This window comes from Actinomycetospora chlora, assembly GCF_039542135.1.
Classification (GTDB): Bacteria; Actinomycetota; Actinomycetes; order Mycobacteriales; family Pseudonocardiaceae; genus Actinomycetospora; species Actinomycetospora chlora.
On the sequence record NZ_BAABHO010000011.1, the window covers coordinates 110,739 to 132,349 of the forward strand.

Annotated in this window: 19 protein-coding genes; 8 read left to right on the forward strand and 11 right to left on the reverse strand. The window is 74.6% G+C overall.

Annotated elements, in window-relative coordinates; translation table 11 throughout:
* Positions 1 to 35 precede the first annotated feature (35 nt).
* Both ABD994_RS09390 and ABD994_RS09395 read left to right on the forward strand, forming a co-directional pair.
* The gene (locus ABD994_RS09390; protein WP_345413371.1) at positions 36 to 1,052 is read left to right on the forward strand and encodes an Acg family FMN-binding oxidoreductase; all 1,017 of its coding nucleotides are present in this window, start codon (positions 36 to 38) and stop codon (positions 1,050 to 1,052) included.
* Positions 1,049 to 3,556 (forward strand): glycoside hydrolase family 65 protein, encoded by a 2,508-nt coding sequence (locus tag ABD994_RS09395; RefSeq protein ID WP_345413373.1) that lies wholly within the window; start codon positions 1,049 to 1,051, stop codon positions 3,554 to 3,556. The genes ABD994_RS09390 and ABD994_RS09395 overlap by 4 nt, the downstream gene beginning before the upstream one ends.
* A 43-nt stretch (positions 3,557 to 3,599) precedes the next feature.
* On the opposite strand, the gene ABD994_RS09400 is transcribed toward ABD994_RS09395, so the two are convergent.
* Positions 3,600 to 4,268 carry a class I SAM-dependent methyltransferase gene (locus ABD994_RS09400; RefSeq protein WP_345413376.1) on the reverse strand — a complete coding sequence of 223 codons (669 nt, stop codon included), beginning with the start codon at positions 4,266 to 4,268 and terminating at the stop codon, positions 3,600 to 3,602.
* 129 nt (positions 4,269 to 4,397) lie between these two features.
* Positions 4,398 to 6,605, reverse strand: a complete 2,208-nt coding sequence (gene uvrB / locus ABD994_RS09405) for an excinuclease ABC subunit UvrB (protein ID WP_345413378.1) — start codon at positions 6,603 to 6,605, stop codon at positions 4,398 to 4,400.
* Positions 6,606 to 6,673: 68 nt separating this feature from the next.
* On the opposite strand from uvrB, the gene ABD994_RS09410 reads away from it, so the two are divergent.
* The 3 genes from ABD994_RS09410 (at position 6,674) to ABD994_RS09420 (ending at position 9,528) form a co-directional block, all read left to right on the forward strand.
* A complete protein-coding gene (locus tag ABD994_RS09410) occupies positions 6,674 to 7,180 on the forward strand; it encodes a ribonuclease FAU-1 family protein (protein ID WP_345413380.1) in 507 nt (168 codons plus the stop codon).
* Positions 7,181 to 7,268: 88 nt separating this feature from the next.
* Positions 7,269 to 7,790, forward strand: a complete 522-nt coding sequence (locus ABD994_RS09415) for a hypothetical protein (protein ID WP_345413383.1) — start codon at positions 7,269 to 7,271, stop codon at positions 7,788 to 7,790.
* A gap of 49 nt (positions 7,791 to 7,839) precedes the next feature.
* Positions 7,840 to 9,528 carry a cation:proton antiporter gene (locus ABD994_RS09420; protein ID WP_345413386.1) on the forward strand — a complete coding sequence of 563 codons (1,689 nt, stop codon included), beginning with the start codon at positions 7,840 to 7,842 and terminating at the stop codon, positions 9,526 to 9,528.
* Here the strand turns inward: ABD994_RS09420 and coaE are convergent, their stop codons facing one another.
* Positions 9,529 to 10,560, reverse strand: a complete 1,032-nt coding sequence (gene coaE / locus ABD994_RS09425) for a dephospho-CoA kinase (protein ID WP_345413389.1) — start codon at positions 10,558 to 10,560, stop codon at positions 9,529 to 9,531.
* Positions 10,561 to 10,712: 152 nt separating this feature from the next.
* Between coaE and ABD994_RS09430 the strand changes: the two genes are divergently transcribed.
* A complete protein-coding gene (locus tag ABD994_RS09430; protein WP_345413391.1) occupies positions 10,713 to 10,907 on the forward strand; it encodes a hypothetical protein in 195 nt (64 codons plus the stop codon).
* A gap of 273 nt (positions 10,908 to 11,180) precedes the next feature.
* Here ABD994_RS09430 and rpsA read toward each other — a convergent pair whose 3' ends face one another.
* On the reverse strand, positions 11,181 to 12,692 hold the full coding sequence (gene rpsA / locus ABD994_RS09435) for a 30S ribosomal protein S1 (protein ID WP_345413393.1): 1,512 nt from the start codon (positions 12,690 to 12,692) through the stop codon (positions 11,181 to 11,183).
* 353 nt (positions 12,693 to 13,045) lie between these two features.
* Here rpsA and ABD994_RS09440 point away from each other — a divergent pair, with 353 nt between their 5' ends.
* Entirely contained in the window at positions 13,046 to 13,927 is an 882-nt protein-coding gene (locus ABD994_RS09440) for a class I SAM-dependent methyltransferase (protein WP_345413396.1), read from the forward strand.
* A complete protein-coding gene (locus tag ABD994_RS09445; protein WP_345413398.1) occupies positions 13,924 to 14,901 on the forward strand; it encodes a GNAT family N-acetyltransferase in 978 nt (325 codons plus the stop codon). The genes ABD994_RS09440 and ABD994_RS09445 overlap by 4 nt, the downstream gene beginning before the upstream one ends.
* Before the next feature lie 18 nt (positions 14,902 to 14,919).
* Here ABD994_RS09445 and ABD994_RS09450 read toward each other — a convergent pair whose 3' ends face one another.
* The 7 genes from ABD994_RS09450 to ABD994_RS09480 all read right to left on the reverse strand — a co-directional run.
* Entirely contained in the window at positions 14,920 to 15,534 is a 615-nt protein-coding gene (locus tag ABD994_RS09450; RefSeq protein ID WP_345413400.1) for a GTP-binding protein, read from the reverse strand.
* Positions 15,515 to 15,895, reverse strand: coding sequence for a DUF742 domain-containing protein (locus ABD994_RS09455; RefSeq protein WP_345413402.1), 381 nt, complete (start codon positions 15,893 to 15,895; stop codon positions 15,515 to 15,517). Before ABD994_RS09455 ends, ABD994_RS09450 begins: the two co-directional genes overlap by 20 nt.
* Entirely contained in the window at positions 15,892 to 16,311 is a 420-nt protein-coding gene (locus ABD994_RS09460; RefSeq protein ID WP_345413404.1) for a roadblock/LC7 domain-containing protein, read from the reverse strand. Before ABD994_RS09460 ends, ABD994_RS09455 begins: the two co-directional genes overlap by 4 nt.
* The gene (locus ABD994_RS09465) at positions 16,308 to 18,383 is read right to left on the reverse strand and encodes an ATP-binding protein (RefSeq protein WP_345413406.1); all 2,076 of its coding nucleotides are present in this window, start codon (positions 18,381 to 18,383) and stop codon (positions 16,308 to 16,310) included. The genes ABD994_RS09460 and ABD994_RS09465 overlap by 4 nt, the downstream gene beginning before the upstream one ends.
* A 414-nt stretch (positions 18,384 to 18,797) precedes the next feature.
* A complete protein-coding gene (locus tag ABD994_RS09470; protein WP_345413408.1) occupies positions 18,798 to 19,649 on the reverse strand; it encodes an NAD(P)-dependent oxidoreductase in 852 nt (283 codons plus the stop codon).
* Entirely contained in the window at positions 19,646 to 21,133 is a 1,488-nt protein-coding gene (locus ABD994_RS09475; protein ID WP_345413410.1) for a flavin-containing monooxygenase, read from the reverse strand. Before ABD994_RS09475 ends, ABD994_RS09470 begins: the two co-directional genes overlap by 4 nt.
* A gap of 44 nt (positions 21,134 to 21,177) precedes the next feature.
* The coding region (locus ABD994_RS09480; RefSeq protein WP_345413412.1) for a helix-turn-helix transcriptional regulator at positions 21,178 to 21,611 on the reverse strand (434 nt) is incomplete at its 5' end.

The window sequence follows — 21,611 nt, forward strand, 5'->3', positions numbered from 1 at the left end:
GGCCGCGAGGTCCTCGATCGAGGGGAGCGTCGACGATGACGACCAGCCGGCAGCCCGTGGTCCGGGACGCGGTCCTCGCCGCGCTCGAGGGGGCGCTGCGCGCGCCGTCGGAGCACAACACCCAGCCCTGGCGGTGGACGCTGCTGCCCGACCGCCTCGAGCTGGCGGTGGACCCGCACCGTCGGCTGCCGTTCACCGACGAGCGCGGTGAGGGGGTGCTGCTCGCCTGCGGCGCCGCGCTGCACCACCTGCGCGTCGGCCTCGCCGCCCGTGGCTGGACCCCCGTCGTCCGGCTCGACCGGGAGGGTCCGCCGCAGCGTCGGGTGGCGGAGGTGGCCTGGGAGCCGGCCGACGCCGTTCCCGACGATGCACGACGGCAGGCCGCGGCGATCGACCGCCGCCGGACCGACCGCCGCCGCTTCGCCGCCGAGACCATCGATCCCGGTGTCCTCGACGAGCTCGCCCTCGTGGCGCGGACCTTCGGCGCGGCCCTCCACGTCGTCGGCGGGCACGCTCGCCGCGCCCTCGTCGATGCGATGCGCGACGCGGCCCTCCTCCAGCTCGACCGGCCCGGGTACACCGCGGAGCTGCAGCGGTGGACGCACCGCTACGCCGGCGGAGCCGACGGGATCCCCCACAGCGCCCGCCTCGCCGAGCCGCACCTCTACGACGACCTCGTCCTGCGCTGGTTCCCCGGCGGGGGTCTCCACCAGCCCCCCGGCGGTGCCGACCACGCAGACGTCTCCACCCTGATCGTCCTCACCGTCGACGGCGACGACACGGCCTCGGTGGTGCGCGCCGGGGAGGCGATGAGCGCGGTGCTCCTCGAGGCGACGGCCCACGGCCTCGCCGCGACACCGATCACCCAGGTCCTCGAGGTCGACGAGACCCGCGACCGCGTCCAGGCGCTCACCGGAGGCCACCCGGTCGTCGTCCTGCGGGTCGGTCGCCCCGTCCCGGAGGCACCGGAACCACCGCGCACGCCCCGCCGGGACCTCGTGTCGGTCCTGGTCGACCGCAGCGCGGAACCCGACGAGCAGGACGCCCGATGACCGGCCCGGACGCCTGGACCGTCGAGTTCGAGGGCTGGGACCCCTCCGACGAGGGTCGCCGCGAGGCACTGTGCACCCTCGGCAACGGCTATCTCGGCACCCGCGGGGCGATGCCGGAGAGCACCGCGGACGGCGTGCACTACCCCGGCACCTACGCCGCCGGCTTCTTCAACCGGCTCGCCGACGAGATCGACGGGGTGGCGGTCGAGAACGAGAGCATGGTCAACCTCCCGAACTGGCTCGACCTGCGGATCGCGGTCGAGGACGGCCCGTGGCTCGACCCGTCCACCGTGCGGGTCCTGGAGCACCGGCAGGCACTGGACACGGCGCACGGCGTGCTCAGCCGCTCCACCCGTTTCGTCGACGTCGCGGGCCGGCACAGCCGGCTGCACCAGCGCCGATTCGTGCACATGGAGCGGCGGCACCTCGCGGGCCTGCACACGTCGTTCGTCGCCGAGGACTGGGACGGGTTGCTCACCGTGTCCTCGGGCGTGGACGGCACGGTGACCAACAGCGGGGTCAGCCGCTACCGCCACCTCGCCGGGCGGCACCTCGAGGTCCTCGCGGCCGACGAGGTGGGCGACGACACCGTGGTCCTCACCGCTCGGACCACCCAGTCCCGCCACCGCGTCGCCGTCGGGGCCCGGACCCGGCTCCCCCGCCCCGCGACCACCGTCGTCGCCCGCGGACCGGACCGTGCGGAGGGGCGGATCGGCCAGCGCCTGACCGTTGAGGTCCACGCCGGGGAGACGGTGGAGATCGAGAAGATCGCCGCGGTGGTCACGTCACGGGACGTCGCGGTCTCCGAGCCCGCCCTCGCGGCGACGGAGCTGCTCGCCGAGGCGCCGGGCTTCACCGACCTGCTCGCGGAGCACACGCGGTGCTGGGAGCGGCTGTGGCGGTGGTGCCGGATCGAGCTGCTCGACGGTGCACGGCCGGCTCCCGTGGAGACCGTGCGCGACCTGCGGCTGGCCGGATTCCACGTGCTCCAGACCGTGTCCCGCCACGACCTCGACCTCGACGCCGGTATCCCGGCCCGCGGGCTGCACGGCGAGGCCTATCGGGGGCACGTGTTCTGGGACGAGCTGTTCGTCCTCCCCGTCCTCGTGCTGCGCTTCCCCGCGCTGGCCCGCGCGCTGCTGCTCTACCGGGTCCGGCGGCTCGACGCCGCCCGCCGGGCCGCGCGGGCCGCCGGGCAGCGCGGGGCGATGTACCCGTGGCAGTCGGGCAGCGACGGCCGGGAGGAGAGCCAGCGGCTGCACCTCAACCCGCTCTCGGGCCGGTGGCTTCCCGACACCAGCGACCGCCAGCGCCACATCGGCCTGGCCGTCGCCTACAACCTCTGGCAGTACCTGCAGGCCACCGGCGATCTCGCCTTCCTGGCCGAACAGGGCGGCGCCGAGGTGTTCCTCGAGATCGCCCGGTTCTTCGCGGACCTCGCCGAGCACGACCCGGCCGACGGCCGCTACCACATCCGCGGCGTGATGGGGCCCGACGAGTACACGACCCGGTACCCCGGCGCCGCCGAGCCCGGGATCGACGACAACGCGTACACCAACGTCCTGACCGTGTGGGTGCTCCGGCGGGCCCGGGAGCTGCTCGACCTGCTGCCGTCGACCCGGCGCCGCGCGCTGCTCGAGACCCTCGACCTGGGTCGGGACGAGCTGCGGCGCTGGGACGAGGTCGGCCGGCACATGGCCGTCCCGATCCACGACGACGGTGTGATCAGCCAGTTCGCCGGCTATCGCGAGCTCGCGGAGCTCGACTGGGACGCCTACCGGCGCCGCTACGGAGACCTGCAGCGCCTGGACCGGATCCTCGAGGCCGAGGGGCGCTCGGTGGACGACTACCAGGCCTCCAAGCAAGCCGACGTCCTGATGCTCTTCTACCTGTTCTCCGCCGACGAGCTCCGCGACCTGCTCGGCGGGCTCGGCTACGTCCTGCCACCCGAGGCGATCCCCCGGACGATCAACCACTACCTGGCCCGCACCACGCACGGCTCCACCCTCAGCGCGCTCGTGCACGCCTGGGTGCTTGCCCGTGCGCACCGCGAGGAGGCCCTCCACCACTTCGACCGGGTCGTGCGCAGCGACGTCGCCGACCTGCAGGGCGGCACCACCGCCGAGGGCGTACACCTGGGCGCGATGGCGGGGGCCGTGGACGTCGTGCAGCGCTGCTTCGCCGGCGTCGAGATCCGGGGCGACGTCCTGCGGTTCAACCCGCACTGGCCAGGTCGCTCCGGCGTGCTCGAGCTGGCTCTGCACTACCGGGGACGGCCGCTGACCGCCCGCGTGACCGACCGCGAGGTGCAGGTGTCCGCCGACGCGGGACCCGGGGGGCCCGTCCGGATCGCGGTCGGGGACGAGGCCCGCGATCTGTGGCCGGGACGGACGGTGCGCCTGGCCCTCCCGCGGTCCGGCCGGCCCGACGGCGAGGACGGTCAGCGTGCCCCGTCGACGGTGCGGACCGAGGTCATCGACCCGCCCCCGGCCCCGCGCTCGTAGGCGTCCACCCGGAAGGACCTGGCCACCCCACGGACCGTGCCCGTCACGCCCGGTCGGACGACCTGCTCCGTGGCGCCGGCACGGGCGGCGTCGCCCCCGTCGGGCCGGGGCTCGCGTCTGCGGGGCGGCGGAGCTCCACGAGGACGTCGACGGCGTCGGGGCCGCCCGCCGGTCGCAGCACCTCGACCCCACGGACGAGCTGCAGGTCGACGTCGGCGAGGTCGTCGACGACGTCCTGGGCCGTGTAGAGGACCGCCGGGTCCCGCGGTCCCCCGACCCCTCGGGTGAGGTTCGCGGTGTCGTGGCCCACGACCAGCAGCGTGCCGCCGGGCGCGAGCGCCGCCGCGGCGTGGTGCAGGACCTGTCGCCGCTCCTCGACGGGTAGGTGCAGGTAGGCGACGACGACGAGGTCCATCGGCCGTGGCGGGGTCCACGTCACAACGTCGGCGTGCACCCAGTGCACGCGCACGCCGTGGCGGTACGCCGCGGCCTCGGCCCGCTGGAGGGCGGTGGCGGAGAAGTCCACGCCCGTCACGTCCCAGCCCTCCTCCGCGAGCCACACCGCGTTGCGGCCCTCACCGCAGGCGAGGTCGAGGGCACGCCCCGGGGCCCGGCCCGCGAGGACCTCGTGCACCCACCGGTTGGGCGTGTCGATCCACAGCCGGTCCACGTCCGCGTAGCGGGCGTCCCACGCCGCCGCGTCCATCCCCATGGTGCTACCTCCCGGTCGTGACGCCGTTCTCCGACGTTCCCGAGGAGCCCCGCGCCGTGCCCAGGGACGCAGGTCCCGGACCGGCAGGCCCCCCGGCCGGGCGGGGGCGCCTCGCCGGGAGCCGGGCCGTCAGCTGACCCCGGCCGCGTCCATCCCCCGCATCTCCTTCTTGAGGTCGGCGATCTCGTCGCGCAGGCGCCCGGCCAGCTCGAACTGCAGGTCGCGCGCCGCGGCCATCATCTGGTCGGTGAGCTGCTGGATGAGGTCCGCCAGCTCGGCGCGGGCCATGCCCGAGGTGTCGCGGTGCTCGACGATGCCCGAGCTGCCGCGCCCGCCCGCCTCGCCGGCCGCGCGCCGGCCGCGCGAGCTGTTGCGACCGGAGCCCCCGACGGCCACCGACTCCTCGGTGTCCTCGGCCTCGCGGTAGACCCGGTCGAGGATGTCGGCGATGTTCTTGCGCAGCGGCTGGGGGTCGACCCCGCGCTCGGTGTTGTAGGCGATCTGCTTCTCGCGGCGCCGGTTGGTCTCGTCGATGGCGTACTGCATCGACTCGGTGACCGTGTCCGCGTACATGTGCACCTGGCCGGACACGTTGCGGGCGGCGCGGCCGATCGTCTGGATCAGCGAGCGCTCGCTGCGCAGGAAGCCCTCCTTGTCGGCGTCGAGGATCGCGACCAGCGAGACCTCCGGGAGGTCGAGGCCCTCGCGCAGGAGGTTGATGCCGACCAGGACGTCGTACTCCCCCGACCGCAGCTGGCGCAGCAGCTCGACGCGCCGCAGGGTGTCGACCTCGGAGTGCAGGTAGCGGACCTTGATGCCGAGCTCGAGCAGGTAGTCGGTGAGATCCTCGGCCATCTTCTTGGTCAGCGTCGTGACCAGCACGCGCTCGTCCTTCTCGACCCGCGTGCGGATCTCGCCCACCAGGTCGTCGATCTGGCCCTTCGTCGGCTTCACCACGACCTCGGGGTCGATGAGGCCGGTGGGGCGGATGACCTGCTCGACGAACTCGCCGCCGGCCATCCGCATCTCGTAGTCGCCCGGCGTCGCCGAGAGGTACACCGTCTGCCCGATGCGATCGGCGAACTCCTCCCACGTCAGCGGGCGGTTGTCGGTGGCGCTCGGCAGCCGGAAGCCGTACTCGACGAGGTTGCGCTTGCGCGACATGTCGCCCTCGTACATGCCGCCGATCTGCGGCACGGTCACGTGCGACTCGTCGATGACCAGCAGGAAGTCCTGCGGGAAGTAGTCGATCAGCGTGGCCGGGGCCGTGCCCGGGCCGCGGCCGTCGATGTGGCGCGAGTAGTTCTCGATGCCCGAGCAGAACCCGACCTGGCGGATCATCTCGATGTCGTAGGTGGTGCGCATGCGCAGCCGCTGGGCCTCGAGCATCTTGCCCTGGCGCTCGAGCTCGGCGAGCCGCTCCTCGAGCTCGGCCTCGATGGCCTTGACCGCCTTCTCCATGCGCTCCGGCCCGGCCACGTAGTGGGTGGCCGGGAAGATGCGGACGTCGTCGACCTGCCGGACGACGTCGCCGGTGAGCGGGTTGAGGTAGTAGAGCGACTCGATCTCGTCGCCGAAGAACTCGATGCGGACCGCGAGCTCCTCGTACGCCGGGATGATCTCCACGGTGTCGCCGCGGACCCGGAAGGTGCCGCGGGCGAACGACATGTCGTTGCGCGTGTACTGCACGTCGACCAGGGCGCGCAGCAGCTGGTCGCGGTCGAGCTCGTCGCCGACGGTCAGCTGGACCGAGCGGTCGAGGTACGACTGCGGCGTGCCCAGGCCGTAGATGCAGGACACCGACGCGACCACGACGACGTCGCGCCGGCTCAGGAGGTTGGACGTGGCCGAGTGGCGCAGCCGCTCGACGTCCTCGTTGATCGAGGAGTCCTTCTCGATGTAGGTGTCGGTCTGCGCGATGTACGCCTCGGGCTGGTAGTAGTCGTAGTACGAGACGAAGTACTCGACCGCGTTGTTGGGCAGGAGCTCGCGCAGCTCGTTGGCCAGCTGGGCGGCCAGCGTCTTGTTGGGCGCCATCACCAGCGTGGGCCGCTGCACCCGCTCGATGAGCCAGGCCGCGGTGGCCGACTTGCCCGTGCCGGTGGCGCCGAGCAGCACGATGTCGTGCTCGCCGCCCTTCACCCGCTTCTCGAGCTCCTCGATCGCCGCGGGCTGGTCGCCCGCGGGCTCGTACGGGCTGACCACCTCGAACGGGGCGCCGGTGCGCTCGATCTCGCCGACGGGACGGAAGTCGGAGTGGGCGAGGGCGTCGTCGGGCAGCCCCTCGGGGTTCTCCCCGTCGCGGGCCGCGCCCGGAACCTCTGTCGCGAAGGCCATGACACCGAGGATAGGCGCGCCCCCCGACAACGCCGTCCGACGTCGGGCGGGCCGCTAGGGTCCGCGCCGTGGGCATCCACGCGCCGAAGATCGAGACCTTCGACGTCGCGGGCGGCACCAACACCGACCCCAAGGGCTTCGTCCGGGCCGTCGACGTCTACCGCGAGACCCCGTTCGGCCTCTACCTGAGCCGGCCCATGCCCGATCACCCGACGCTGACCCACCTGCGCTCGTGGCTGCTGCCCGGCCTGGGCATCCGCGTCACCGACTTCTCCTGGAAGCCCGGCCACGAGCGCCTCCAGGACCACTACCTCGACGTCGTCGACATCGCCCGGGACGGCGCCGTCTGGCGCACCGAGGACCACTACGTCGACCTCGTCGTCCACACCGGCGAGCGGACCGAGGTCCTCGACCTCGACGAGCTCGCCGAGGCCGTCGCGGCCGGGCTGCTCGACACCGACCGGGCGGCGCGGGCCCTCACGACGAGCCACCGCACCCTCGCCGGGCTCGCCGAGCACGGCCATGACCTGGAGCGATGGCTGGCGACCCGCGACGTCACCCTCACGTGGGGATGAACGTCGTCACGGGGACGAATGACATCGATGTGGTTCGGGTAGGGGTCGCCCTCGGGTCCCTCCGACGGGTGGCCTAGGGTCCTGCGCCGTGAGCCCGGTCGTCTCCCGCCAGCTGGTCGAGGTCGTGGACACCCGCACCGCGATCCGCACCCTCCCCCTGCCCGCGGACCAGGCCCCGGAACAGGGCCTCGACCGCTGCCACGTCGCCGACGGGTGGCTGCGGACCACCGCCCTGAGCCCCGACGACCCGTTCGTCGTCGGCGAGACGTGCTGGTACGTGCCCGACCACGGGCTGCGCCTGCGCCGCCGCCGGCTGCGGGAGGACGACCCGGGCACCACCGAGATCGGCGCGGTGCGGATCGCCGTCGACGGGGCGCAGTGGCGCTGCACCGACCTGCTGCTCGGTCTCGAGCTCGTCCCCGGGCGGCCGGCGCGGGTCGCGCACGACGCGGACTTCGCGGCCGCGGTCGCCGGCGGGGTGCTCTCGGGCGCCGACGCCGACGAGGCGATGAGCACCGTGCACCGGGTACTGGGCGAGCTCGTCGACGCCCGGCACGACCTCGACACCTGGACCCGCGCGCTGGGCGTCGGCGCGCTGACGGGGTCCTGACCTACGGTCGGACCGGCTCGCGGAGGTCGCGGGTGACGGGAGGCGGGGCGTGGACAGCCTGGTCGTGATCGTCCTCGTGGCCACGGCCCTCGTGGCCTTCGCGGCGGTGCGGGTGCTGGCGGACCGCCTCGGCGTCGCGGCGCCGCTGCTGCTGGTGCTGCTGGGCGTCGGGGTCTCCCTGCTGCCCGGCGTGCCGGCGGTCGAGGTCGATCCCGAGTGGGTGCTCGCCGGGATCCTCCCCCCGCTGCTGTTCTCCTCGGCGGTGGCGATGCCCGCGGTGGACTTCCGCCGCGCCTTCGGGGCGGTGAGCGGGCTGTCGGTCGTGCTCGTCGTGGTCTCGGCCGTCGTGGTCGGGCTGCTGCTGACCCTGCTCGTGCCCGGGCTGGGCCTGGCCGGCGGGATCGCGCTCGGGGCGATCCTCAGCCCCACCGACGCCGCCGCGACCGCGATCGCGCGGCGGGTGGGCGTCACGTCGCGGGTCGTCACCGTCCTCGAGGGCGAGGGCCTGCTCAACGACGCCACCGCGCTCGTCCTGCTGCGGGCGGCGATCGTCGCGAGCGCCGCGTCGGTGTCGATCGGCGGCGTCGTCGGGCGGTTCGCGCTCGCGGTGGTCGTCGCCGTCGTCCTCGGCGCCGCCGTCGGGTGGCTCGGCCTCTGGGTCCGCCACCGGGTCTCCGACCCCACCGTCAACACCCTGCTGTCGTTCGCGACGCCGTTCGTCGCGTCGCTGCCGGCCGAGGAGCTCGGCGCGTCGGGCCTCGTCGCCGCCGTCGCCGCCGGCCTCGTCACCGGGAACGGGGCGCCCCGGCTGCTCACCGCCCGGCACCGGCTCTCGGACACGCAGAACTGGCGCACGGTCGAGCTGGTCCTCGAGGGCACGATCTTCCTGCTGATGGGCCTGGAGCTCACGGCGGTGCTGGCGGACCTCGACCGCGACGGCGGCGCGGTGGGCGCGGGGCTCCTCGTCGCGGCCGTGGCGCTGGTGGTGACGCTCGTGGTCCGGGCGCTCTACGTCGCGCCGCTGATCGCCGCGCTGGCCGCGTCCGCCCGGCGCGGCGAGCGCCTCCAGCCGGAGCTGCAGGAGATGAGCGCCCACCTCGAGGCCGGTGAGCCCGTCGCCATCCGCGGGCGCGAGGTGGCGCTGACGACGCCCCGGCGCATCCGGCAGTTCCGTGACCGGCTCCGCTACAAGATCGCCGACATCGACTACTTCCGCAACGCCCCGCTCGGGCCGCGGGAGGGCACGGTGATCGTCTGGGCGGGGATGCGCGGGGCCGTGACGGTCGCGGCCGCGCAGACCCTGCCGGAGACGACCCCGGACCGCTCGCTGCTCGTGTTCGTCGCGTTCGCCGTCGCCGCCGGCTCGCTGCTGCTGCAGGGCGGCACGCTCGCCCCGCTGGTGCGGTGGATCCGGCCCGCCCCGGCCGAGGTGCCGACCGCCGCGGAACGGGAGGCCCTGCAGGACCGCCTCACCGAGGCCGACCTCGCCGTGCTCGACCGCTACCCCGACGACCCGGACGTCGCCCGCTTCCGCGAGCGCCTCGCCACCCGCGACGCGGACGCCGCCGCGATGACGGGCAACCGCGTCCGCGTGCGGCTCGAGATGATCGAGGCCCAGCGCGCCGCACTGCTCGACGCCCGGGACGAGGGCCGGTTCACGTCGGCGGCGCTGACCGACGCCCTGGAGAACCTCGACGCCGAGCAGATCAGCCTGGAGCTGCGCACGCGCGGGACGTGATCAGAAGAGGGCGACCTCGGCCCGGACGTCCGCCGGCGCCGACACGACGCGCGACGGGTCGACCCCGTCCCGGGCCTCGACGATCGCGCGGGCCCGCTTCGCCTGGCGCCGGTTCCGGCCGTCGAGCACCAGCACCCGCGCGGGGCGCGCGGGGTCGGCGGAGCCGTGCCGTCCCGGGCCGTCGGCGGGGAAACCCGCGGCGGCGAAGGCGGCGGCGAGCTCCTCGCCGGGCCGGTCGGCCTCGACGAGGAGGTCGACGACGGCGGGCGCGGGCAGGCCGGGGACCGCTCCGGGCCCGACGTGCTCGACGCGGCGGATCCGCTCGCCGCCGTTGACGGCCAGGCGGGCGGCGAGACGGCGGCCGACGACCTCGCGGTCGTCGGCGGGCTCCACGACATCGGTCGGCGCGGGCACCACCGTGCCGCGCCGCACGTTCTCCGCGAAGGGCACCAGGCGCTCGTGCCACAGCCGCTCGACCTGCTCGCGCAGCGCCCCGGCCGCGCCCGCGTTCTCGAGCCACACGTCGGCGGCGGCCCGCCGGGCGTCGTCGTCGGCCTGCGCGGCCATGCGGGCGCGGGCGTCCTCGGCGGTCATGCCGCGGGTCTCGACCAGGCGCCGGACCCGGACGTCCACGGGCGCGTCCACGACGACGACCAGCGCGAACGCCGCGCCCATCCCGTTCTCGACGAGCAGGGGCACGTCGTGGACGACCACCGCGTCGTCGTCGGCGTCCGCGACCATCTCGGCGGTCCGGGCGCCGATCCGCGGGTGCAGGATCCCGTTGAGCTGCTGGCGCTTCGCGTCGTCGGCGAAGACGACGCGGCCGAGGGCCGGGCGGTCGAGCGCGCCGTCCGCGTCCAGCACGTCCTCACCGAACGCGTCGACCACCGCGGCCAGGCCCTCCGTGCCCGGCTCGACGACCTCGCGCGCGATGCGGTCGGCGTCGATCACCACCGCCCCGAGCTCGGTCAACGTCGACGCCACCGTTGACTTGCCCGCCCCGATCCCTCCGGTCAGCCCCAGCCTCAGCACGCCCGCAGTGTGCCCCGGGCTCCGACGCGTCACTCGACCCGGTGTCGAGGTCGCCGCGGCGCGCCTCTCGTGTCCCGTACGTCACGTCGCTAGTCTGGCGCCTCATCCGCACCACACGTCCCGTCCCACCGTCGTCGACGAGGAGCCACCGCGTGTTCCGTCCGCGCCGCCCCGCAGGCCGCCACCGCCTCGGAGCCCCCGGCCTGGTCTCGTGCCGCGCCTTCCCCGCCGTCGCCGCCGCGCTCGAGGTGCCGCACCTCGCCCGGCGCGGGTTCGTGGAGCGCTTCCTCGCCGGCCCGCGCCACCTCCGGCCCACCTGGACCGCCGCGCCCGCCGCACTGGGCTGACCGGTCCCGCCGACGCGTCCGTTCGCGGGGCGGTGGTCGCGCGCTCGAACCGCGTGATCAACGGGGGACTTCGCGCGCCTAGAAGCAGCGAACCGCCCGTTCGCTGCGTGGTGGGGCTCGACGCCGCGCTCGACCCGGGTGATCAACGGGGAGTTCGCGCGCCTAGAAGCAGCGAACCGCCCGTTCGCTGCGGATCGTGCGGGCCCGGGAACGACGGCGGGCCCCCACCCCGTGAGGGATGAGGGCCCGTCGACCGAGCTCGCTACGGGCTGATCAGCCGCCGGAGAGCTTCTCGCGGAGCGCCGCGAGCTGGGCGTCGCTGGCGAGGGCGCCACCGCCGCTCTGGGACGGCGGACCCTGGCCCGGGTCCTCGTCGTCCGCGTCGCCACCGCTGTCCGCGGGACCACCCGAGGAGTAGTTGGCCGGCGCCGCCTCGGCGGCCTCCGCCTCCTGCTCCTGGGTGCGCTGCAGCTGGGCGATGTGCTGCTCGTAGCGCGCGTAGGCCGCCTGGTACTGGCGCTCCCACTCCTCGCGCTGCGACTCGTACCCCTCGCGCCACTCGCCGGTGTCCGGGTCGAAGCCCTCGGGGTAGATGTAGTTGCCGGCGTCGTCGTACTCGGCCGCCATGCCGTACAGAGCCGGGTCGAACTCGGTCTCCGGCGTCATGCCCTCGTTGGCCTGCTTGAGCGAGAGCGAGATACGGCGACGGTCGAGGTCGATGTCGATGACCTTGACCATGACGTCGTTGCCGACCTGGACGACCTGCTCCGGCACCTCCACGTGGCGCTCGGCCAGCTCGGAGATGTGGACCAGGCCCTCGATGCCCTCGTCGACGCGCACGAACGCACCGAACGGCACGAGCTTCGTGACCTTGCCGGGCACGATCTGGCCGATCTGGTGGGTGCGGGCGAACTGACGCCAGGGGTCCTCCTGCGTCGCCTTGAGCGACAGGGAGACCCGCTCGCGGTCGAGGTCGACGTCGAGGACCTCGACCTTGACCTCCTGGCCCACCTCGACGACCTCCGACGGGTGGTCGATGTGCTTCCAGGACAGCTCGGAGACGTGGACCAGACCGTCGACACCGCCGAGGTCGACGAACGCACCGAAGTTGACGATCGACGAGACCTGGCCGGACCGGATCTGGCCCTTGGCGAGCTGGTTGAGGAACTCGCTGCGCACCGCCGACTGGGTCTGCTCCAGCCACGCGCGGCGGGAGAGGACGACGTTGTTGCGATTCTTGTCCAGCTCGATGATCTTGGCCTCGATCTCCTTGCCCACGTAGGGCTGGAGGTCGCGGACGCGGCGCATCTCGACCAGCGAGGCCGGGAGGAAGCCGCGCAGGCCGATGTCGAGGATGAGGCCGCCCTTGACGACCTCGATGACGGTGCCCTTGACGGGCTCGTCGTTGTCCTTGAGCTGCTCGATCGTGCCCCAGGCGCGCTCGTACTGCGCGCGCTTCTTGGACAGGATCAGCCGACCCTCCTTGTCCTCCTTCTGGAGGACGAGGGCTTCGACCTCGTCGCCGACGGCGACGACCTCGTTGGGATCGACATCGTGCTTGATGGACAGCTCGCGCGAGGGGATGACCCCCTCGGTCTTGTAGCCGATGTCGAGGAGGACCTCGTCCCGGTCGACCTTGACGATGGTGCCTTCGACGATGTCGCCATCGTTGAAGTACTTGATCGTCTGGTCGATGGCGGCGAGGAAGTCCTCTTCCGACCCGATGTCGTTGATCGCAACCTGGGGGCTGGTCGACGTCGGGGCGGTGTGGGTGTCGATGGACATACGGTGGACGGCTCCGGGAACATGGTCAGATCGAGCGTGCAGGGACTCCACGGGAGTGAGCCGTCGACCTGACGCGCGCACGGCGAGCCCGACGAACGCCGACCGGAGACGAGTTCCGCCGCTCACCGCTGCCTGAACGGGTACGCGCGGACAGAGCGAGACCACTGACGTGGACCTTCATCGTAACCGCGTCCGACGCGGCCCGGCAATCGGGGCCCCCACGGGCGCGTCCGGCGTGTCGCGCAGCTCGGCGTCGGCGTGTCGCGATCACCCGGTGACCACCCCCGGCGCCCCGTGCGCAGGGGCGTCGGCAGGCCGGACGACCCCACGCCCGTGCGTGTCAGGATGCCCCGGTGCCGTCGCCACCGCCGCCCGCCCCCGCGCCGGGGACGTCGGGCGCGTCGGCGGAGCTGGCCCTCGGCGCGGCCGGGATCGCCCGCCGCGCGGTGGGCGCGGAGGAGTCGAGCGCGGCCAGCCGCGCGTGGTGGGACGCCGACGCCGCGGACTACCAGGCCGAGCACGGCGCGTTCCTCGGTGACGACGACTTCGTGTGGTGCCCCGAGCGCCTCCGCGAGGCCGACGCGCACCTGCTCGGCGACCCCGCCGCCCTGCGCGGCGCCCGGGTGCTCGAGATCGGCTGCGGCGCCGCGTCCTGCAGCCGCTGGCTCGCCCGGACCGGCGCACGGGTCGTGGGTCTCGACCTCTCGGCCGGCATGCTCCGCGAGGCGCGCGCGGCCGACGCCCGCACCGGCACGGCGGTCCCCCTCGTCCAGGCCGACGCCGGGGCGGTGCCGCTGCGCGACGCGTCGGTCGACGCGGCCTTCTCCGCCTTCGGCGCGATCCCGTTCGTCGCCGACGCCGGCGCGGTGCTGCGGGAGGTCGCGCGGGTGCTGCGCCCGGGCGCCCCGTGGGTGTTCGCGGTGAACCACCCCATGCGCTGGATGTTCCCCGACGACCCGGGCCCGGACGGGCTGACCGTGTCGCAGTCGTACTTCGACCGCACCCCCTACGCCGAGGTCGACGAGACCGGGCGCGCGGTCTACGTCGAGCACCACCGCACCCTCGGCGACCGCGTGGCCGACGTCGTCGGCGCCGGGCTCGTGCTGGAGCGGCTGGTCGAACCGGACTGGCCCGACGACCTCGACGAGGTCTGGGGACAGTGGTCGCCGCTGCGCGGCGCGCTGTTCCCCGGGACCGCGATCTTCTGCTGCCGGAAGCCCCCGGGGCCGGCGTGATCGGCCGCCCCCGCGCGACGCCGTCGGGCCGGGCGCCCGAGGTGGTGCTCGCGGACCTCCTCCGGGCCCAGCACGCGCGCTTCGCCGAGGTCGACCCCGGCCTCCCGCCCGCGGTCCCGCCGCCGCCGGGCGAGGTGATCGTGGTGCCCGACGACGGGGCCGGTGAGGCCGCCGGCGTCCTCACCCACCACAGCTGGCCCGCGGGCAGCGCGCCGCTGCTGTGGTCGGCGGCCGAGGTGACCGAGCTCCACCCCGTGCTCGGCGCCGCGGGCCGCGCCGGCGCGGACGCGCTGGTGGCGGAGTGGCGCCGCCGCATCCCGGGCCACGTCCGCGCCGCGTCCGACTCGGCGGCCGTGGTCACTTGGCCCAGCCGCGACGTCGTGGCCGCCCGCGCCTTCCTCGACCACGGCCTGGTGCCGCTCGCGGTGCTGGCGGTGCGCGGCCCCGGCCCGTCCGCCCCGGGCCCGCCGCCCGACCCCGCGATCACCGTCCGCCGCGCCCGCGACGACGACCTCGAGGTGTGCGTCGGGCTCGCCATGGACGAGATCGCGTACTCCAGCTCGGTCGGCGGCAGCGTCCTGCGCCCCGACGCCGAGGCCGTCAAGCGGACCGCGCTGCGCGAGCGCTTCGCCCGCGACGAGCCGGTGTTCCTGGCCGAGCGCGACACCCGCGTCGTGGGCCTGCTCGAGTGCGGCGTCACCGACGCCACGCCGGGCACGTGGCTGGCGGGCCTGCTGCCGGCGGGGCGGTGGGGCTACGTCAACTGCGCCTCGGTGGCGCCGGGCCGCCGAGGCCGCGGCGTCGGGCACGCGCTGGCCACGACCGCCCTGCCCACGCTGGAACCGCCCGGCGCCCGCGGCACCTACCTCTACTACAACCCGCCGAACCCGCTGTCGTCGGTGTTCTGGCCCCGCCACGGCTACCGCCCACTGTGGACCCTGTGGGAGGTCCGGCCCGCGACCGCGCTGCGGTGAGGTGCTCGGGCGGTGAGGTCAGGCGCTGCGCGCGAGCGCGTGCTCCACGAGCACGATCAGCGCCCGGGTGCAGGAGGCGTCGTCGCGGGCGTCGACGTGGACCAGCGGGCAGCCCGGCGGCACGGCCAGGGCCTCGCGGACGGCGCCGTCGTCGACGCCCTCGGTGCCCGGGAACCCGTTGAGGGCGACGACGAACGGCACGCCCCGGTTCTCGAAGTAGTCGATGGCGGCGAAGCAGTCGTCGATGCGGCGCAGGTCGACGAGCACGACGGCGCCGACGGCCCCCTTGGCCAGCTCGTCCCACATGAACCAGAACCGCGACTGGCCGGGCGTGCCGAACAGGTAGAGGACGAGCGAGTCGTCGACGGTGACGCGGCCGAAGTCCATGGCCACGGTCGTCGTCGTCTTCTCCGGCACGATGCTGACGTCGTCGACGCCCTCGGACAGGCTGGTCATCCGCTGCTCGGTGGACAGCGGCGGGATCTCCGACAGCGCCCCGACGAGGGTCGTCTTGCCGACGCCGAAACCGCCCGCGACGAGGATCTTCAGCGGGAGCAGGTCCCGCCGTCCACCCGGGGCGACCCGGGTCGCGGACGCGCCGCCGCCGGCCCGGTCAGCGTGCACGGAGTCCATCGAGCAGCCTCTCCAGGAGTTCGCGTCGGGGGCGTCCGTCGGTCCCGACGAGGGGCAGGTGCACCGCGAGGTGGTCCTCGGCGGCGAGGTCGCTGACGAGCACGCGCGCGACACCGACGGGCACCCCGAGCAGGGCGCCGATCTCGGCGAGCGACTGCGGGACCGTGCTCGCCTCCACGATGGCCCGGGCCTCGGGCGGCAGGACCGCGGCCTTGGCCAGACCGAGCTCGGTCGCCGTCACCAGGGCCTCGATGGGCATGTCGGCGCCGGTGATCGAGCGGGTCCGTCCCGCGGTGAACGCGTAGTTGGGGACCACCCTCCCGCCGTCGGTCTGCGGGCGCTGGCGTCGGTCCACGGTCACGGCGCGGTCGGGGCCCCCGGGCGTCCACCGTGGACGCCCGGGGTGAGTGCGTGCCCGACCCGGGACGCGAGCATGGTCATCTCGTAGCCGACGAGCCCCATGTCGGCGGTCCGGTCGGTGACGACGGCGAGGGTGGAGCCGAGGCTGATCGACGTCGCGAAGAGGTAGCCGCCGGCCATCTCGACGATCGTCTGGTTGACCGGCTCGGTCTCCAGCAGCGTCGCCGTGCCGCGGGCGAGGCTCACCAGCCCGGAGACCGCGGCGCAGAGCTGGTCGGCCAGGTAGGGGTCGACGCCGTCGCTGACCGCGAGGCGCAGCCCGTCGGCGGAGACGACGAGGACGTGCCGCACGCCGGGGGTGCCGGCGGCGAAGTCCGAGAGCAGCCAGTCGAGTCCGCTGTCGGTCGGTGCGCTCACGTGTGCCTCCCGGTGTGGTGGCCGTCATCGGAGGCGGCCGCGTCGATCACGGTGCGGGCCGCGGCCCGGCTGGCCTGGTAGGCGGACAGGGCGCTCATCGCCCCCTGGTCGCCGGGCGGCGTCGCCGGTGGGGTGGGGTCGTGACGGCCGGGCGTGTCGGTGACGGGGGCGCGCAACGGGGTCGGCGCGGTGGCGGCGGGGACGTTCGGGTACTGCCGGATCAGCTCGGGCGCGAGGTGCGTCTGGGGTCGGCGGCGGGCGAGCACCAGGCCGTTCGGGCCGACGACGGCGGGGGCGTCCTCGGTGGACCGGCGGGGCTCGGGGGCCCCGGGCGACGGCTCGTCGGAGCCGGGCGGCGGCACGACGATCGGGTGGATGAGCCCGCGGCGCGGCGCGGGCGACCCGCTGCCCGGCGCGAACAGGTCCTCGACGGTGTCGTGACCGTCGGGGACGTCGGCCCCGGCGGCCTCGGCCTCCCCGGCCCCCTCGGTGCCCTGGCCCGGCCCGGCCGCGACGGCCTCGACCGGCTCCGGCTCCTCCCCCGGCGCCGCGTGGGCCGGGCGCCGGGCGCCGGCCTGGCCGTCGGTCTGGTGCTCGACCCCGTCGACGCCGTCGGCCTCCGCCGGCGTGCTGCCCGGCCAGGAGTGGCGCCCGTTCAGGACGATCGGGCCGCTGACCGGCGCGGACGCCCCGTTCCCGTTCCCGTTCGTCCCCGCCTGCTCGGCCGGGCCGCGCCGTGGGGCCGGCACCGCCGACGCGGGCACCCGCTCGATCCCGCGCCCGCCCACGGCCGGCACGGTCGAGGCCGACTCGGCGAAGATCGCGGGCGGGAGCAGCAGCACGGCCGTCACGCCGCAGCCGGGCGTCGGGGAGAGCGTCACCCGGATCCCGTGCCGCTCGGCGAGGCGCGACACCACGTGGAAGCCGAGCCGCCGCGCCGCGGCGGAGACGTCGACCTCCTGCGGGTCGGCCAGCAGCTCGTTGGCCGCGGCGAGCTCCGGCGGCGGCATCCCGATGCCGGTGTCCTCGATGATCAGCAGGTGGGCGCCGGGCTCGCGGTGGTAGGGCCGGGTCTGGATGACGACCGGCGCAGCGGGCGGCGAGTAGCGGGCCGCGTTCTCGACGAGCTCGGCGACCATGTGCGTCAGGTCGGCGACGCTGCTGCCGACCACGCGGGGGCGCTCGTCGACGACGAGGGTGACGCGGTCGAGATCCTCGGTCTCGGCCACCCCGGCGCGCACGACGTCGCGCAGCGCCACCGGCTCGGACCACGTCCGGGCGGGCTGCTCGCCGGAGAGCACCAGCAGGCTCTCGGCGTTGCGGCGCACGCGGGTGGCGAGGTGGTCGAGCCGGAAGAGGTCGGAGAGCGCGTCGGGGTCGCGCTCGCGCTCCTCGAGGTCGTTGATGATGTCGAGCTGCCGGTGGAACATGCTCTGGTTGCGCCGGGCGAGGTTCAGCAGCAGTTCCGAGGTGAACTCCTGCTGGCGGACCTTGGCGTCGTGCAGCTCCTGGGTCAGCGCGATGCGCCGGCGCTGCTCGTCCTCGGTGATCTTCACGAAGATCGCGACGCCGAGACAGGCCAGCAGGACGGCGAAGCCGTGGATGCCCGACCACAGCCACGGGTCGTGCTGCGCGGCGTGGTGGTTGAAGAACAGTGTCGGCAGCAGCAGCGTGCCGATGCCGTGCGAGAGCGTCGTGAAGACGATGTTGACCGCGAACGGCACCCAGCTCTGGTAGAGCATGAGGAAGCCGATGATCACGAAGAACGAGAAGTGCGCCTCGATGTAGCCGCCGGAGAGGATCACCAGCCCGGCCGAGGACATCGACAGGCCGGCGGAGACGAACAGCTCGCCGGGCAGGCGCCCGGGGATGAACCAGCCGCCCGCCGCGGTCAGCAGCGGGACGAGCGCCACCACCACCGACACCGTGACGGTGTTGCCCACGAGCAGCCCGAAGACGAGCAGGATCGGCGCGAGCGAGGCGAGCACGGCCACGAGGAAGTGGTGACGCCGCAGCCACGACGCGTCGTCGACCAGCTGCCCCCGGGGGAGGTAGTCCAGGACACGGGCCATTGCCGCGCTCCTCCGTCCTCTGGGGCATCGGGATGACGAACCGCGCGGAACCGTACACGCGGCGTGAACGTCGTCCGCACCGTCAACGACCACGTCCTGGTCACCGACCCGATCGGTCGTGCGCGACCTCACGAAGCGCAGTCACGGCCGCTGTCGTACGAGTCCGGACGACGCAGGTGGAGAGGCCGGGTGGTGCGCCGGCGTGCGCCGTTCGGCCGGGACGAAGATCGGCGCAGGCGGCCGGGAAAGTGGCTCCGAAAGATTCCGCGGCTGCGCCGTCGGAGGGGCTGCACACGCCGGACGGCCGTCCCGACCCGGGCGAACAGCCCACAACGATGGTCCGGAGCGCCGCAGCGGGCGTGCCCCGGTTGCTCCGGGCGCCAACGACCACAGCGGGTGACCCCCTGGAACGGGTTACCCGTCCGTGCCGGGCCGCAGACCCGACGGGTCGGCGAGGTCGGCGGGCACCTCGTCGGGGCGCCGGGCGCCCCATTCGCTCGTCGCGAGGGCCCGGTACACCGTGGCCAGCGCCTCCCCGAGGTCGGGCGTCAGGCCGGCGCCGGCCTGGGTGGCGGCGATCTCGGTCATCTCGTCGACGAAGCGCCAGGCCTTGGTGGCCGCGACGGCCGCGGTCGGCACCCCGGCGTCGGGGAAGTCGAGCCGGACGTCGTCCAGCACGGTGTCCAGCACGCCGTGCGCCGCGGCGGTGACGAGCGCCTGCGCCAGCAGCGCCTGGTGGCCCTTGCGCACCGAGGCGGTGCACATCTTCGCCGCGCTGGCCGCGCCCACGGGCCCGTCGAGGACGATCCACCGCACGCCCGGGGCGGTGAGCGCCGCGACCTCGCCCGCGCGGGGTCCGGCCAGGAAGACGCGGGTGGGCGCCTGCGCGTCGGGGCGCGGCGGCGGGCCCGAGATCGCGCCGTCGACGAGGTCGGCGGGCAGGTCCGCCGCGATCGCGGCGACGGTGGTCGGGGCGACGGCGTCGAGCTCCACCACCAGGGGCCGCGCCCCGGCGGCGTCGCAGGCGGCGGCGACGTCGCGGCCCGCGGCCCGGGCCTCCCCCGGCGGCACCACGAGCAGCAGCACCTCCACGGCCGCGACGAGGTCGGTGAGCGTGCCGGCGTCGGCGAGCACGTCACGTGCCCGGCGGGCGGTCGCCCCGGACCGGCCGGCGAGGCTCGTGAGCACCCGGTGGCCGCCGGCCGCGAGGCAGCCGGCCAGGGCCGTGCCCATGGCCCCGGGCGCGACGACCCCGACGGTGCTCACCCGGCGGCGCGCTCGGCCTCGGGCGCACGGCGGGCCTGCGCCGGCACGAACCGCATCGCCTCGTCGTCGACCCGGCTGCGGCGCAGCGACACCGCGTCGATGGCGTAGTTCATCGCCAGCCGCCACGGGGCGCGCGTGCCCTGCTTGGGCAGCTCGTCGATCGAGCGCTGGACGTAGCCGGCGCCGAAGTCGAGGAAGGGCGCCTCCTCGACCTCCGGGTCACGCTCGGGCACCGCGACGCCGAGGCCGCGGTCGCGCATGTGGCGCAGCAGGCGCACCACGTACTCGGCGACCAGGTCGACCTTCAGCGTCCAGGAGGCGTTGGTGTAGCCGATCATGTAGACGAGGTTCGGCACGCCGGAGAGCATCATGCCCTTGTAGGCCATGGTGTCGGGCAGGTGCACGGGCTCGCCGTCGACCACCAGCTCCGCGCCGCCGAACATCTGCAGCGTCAGGCCGGTGGCGGTGACGACGATGTCCGCGTCGAGCTCGCGGCCCGAGGTCAGGCGGATGCCGGTCCCGGTGAACGTCGCGATGGTGTCGGTGACGATCTCGGCGCGGCCCGAGCGGATGGCGCGGAACAGGTCACCGTCGGGGACCATGCACATCCGCTGGTCCCACGGGTCGTACCGCGGGTTGAAGTGGGTGTCGACGTCGTAGCCGTCGGGCAGCGCCGCCTGCGTGGCCTTGCGCAGCAGCCCGCGCACGAAGCGCGGGAACCGCTGGCTGACCTGGTAGAGCGTGATGATCTGGGCGATGTTCTTGGCCCGGGTGATCGGGTCGGCGACCGCGCGCGGCAGCCAGCGCGAGAGCGTCGCGGCCACGGGGTCGGTGCGCCCGATCGACAGGACGTAGCTCGGCGAGCGCTGCAGCTGGGTGACGTGGGCGGCGGCGTCGGCCCCGTCCAGCATGGCGGGCACCAGCGTGACCGCCGTCGCGCCGCTGCCGATGACGACGACGCGCTTGCCGGCGTAGTCGAGCTCGGTGTCCCACAGCTGGGGGTGCACGACCCGGCCGCCGAAGCGCTCGATGCCCGGCAGGTCGGGCGTGTAGCCGTGGTCGTAGCGGTAGTAGCCCGAGCACATGAGCAGGAACGAGCAGGTCAGCGGGGCCTGGCCGGGGATCTCGAGCGTCCAGCGCTGGGCGTCGGAGTCCCAGGACGCGCGGGTCAGTCGGTGCCCGTACCGGACCTTCTCCTCGACCCCGTACTCCTGCGCGGTCTCGCGCACGTACTCCAGGATCGACGGCCCGTCCGCCAGCGCGGTCGCGCTGCTCCACGGCCGGAAGCGGTAGCCCAGGGTGTGCATGTCGGAGTCCGAGCGGATGCCCGGGTAGCGGAACAGGCTCCAGGTGCCGCCGAGGTCCTCGCGGGCCTCGAGCACGGCGTAGCGGGTGCCCGGCAGGTCCCGCTCGAGGTGGCACGCCGTGCCGATCCCCGACAGGCCCGCACCGACGACGACCACATCGAGATGCTCGGTACTCACGCGTACCACGGTAGCGCGCGGTACGCGGTCGTACCAGTCCGGGATCAGAGTCCCCGACGGGTGGCCTCCGCGGCGAGCTCGGTACGCGACGTCAGGTCCAGCTTCGTGAAGATCCGGCGCAGGTGGGTGCGCACCGTGCCGGTACCGATGAGCAGCTGGTCGGCGATGGCCTGGTTGCGCAGACCGCGCGCGGCGAGCGTGACGACGTCGCGCTCGGTCGGCGTGAGCGAGTCCCAGCCGCTGCGGGGCCGGCCCCGCGCGCCGCGGGCGCGCCGGGCCAGGGCGACGGCCGCGTCGAGGTCGAGCGAGGCGCCCTCCGCCGCGGCGGCCCCGTCCCCCGGCTCGCCGGGCCCGTCGGCGTCGTGCAGGGCGCGGACCAGGGGCGACGGGACGAGCCTGCGCTCCCGGCGGTCGCGGTCGGCCGCCGCGCGCAGCCGGACGGCGACGCCCGCGCGCCCGGCGTCGGCGGCGGGCGCGG

What these genes read in the sequence shown, in the direction of transcription:
- ABD994_RS09390 (WP_345413371.1), top strand. Translation starts at nt 36, where the DNA reads ATGACGACCAGCCGGCAGCCCGTGGTCCGGGACGCGGTCCTCGCCGCG.
- ABD994_RS09395 (WP_345413373.1), top strand. Translation starts at nt 1,049, where the DNA reads ATGACCGGCCCGGACGCCTGGACCGTCGAGTTCGAGGGCTGGGACCCC.
- ABD994_RS09400 (WP_345413376.1), bottom strand. Translation starts at nt 4,268, where the DNA reads ATGGGGATGGACGCGGCGGCGTGGGACGCCCGCTACGCGGACGTGGAC.
- uvrB (WP_345413378.1), bottom strand. Translation starts at nt 6,605, where the DNA reads ATGGCCTTCGCGACAGAGGTTCCGGGCGCGGCCCGCGACGGGGAGAAC.
- rpsA (WP_345413393.1), bottom strand. Translation starts at nt 12,692, where the DNA reads ATGTCCATCGACACCCACACCGCCCCGACGTCGACCAGCCCCCAGGTT.
- ABD994_RS09450 (WP_345413400.1), bottom strand. Translation starts at nt 15,534, where the DNA reads ATGGACTCCGTGCACGCTGACCGGGCCGGCGGCGGCGCGTCCGCGACC.
- ABD994_RS09465 (WP_345413406.1), bottom strand. Translation starts at nt 18,383, where the DNA reads ATGGCCCGTGTCCTGGACTACCTCCCCCGGGGGCAGCTGGTCGACGAC.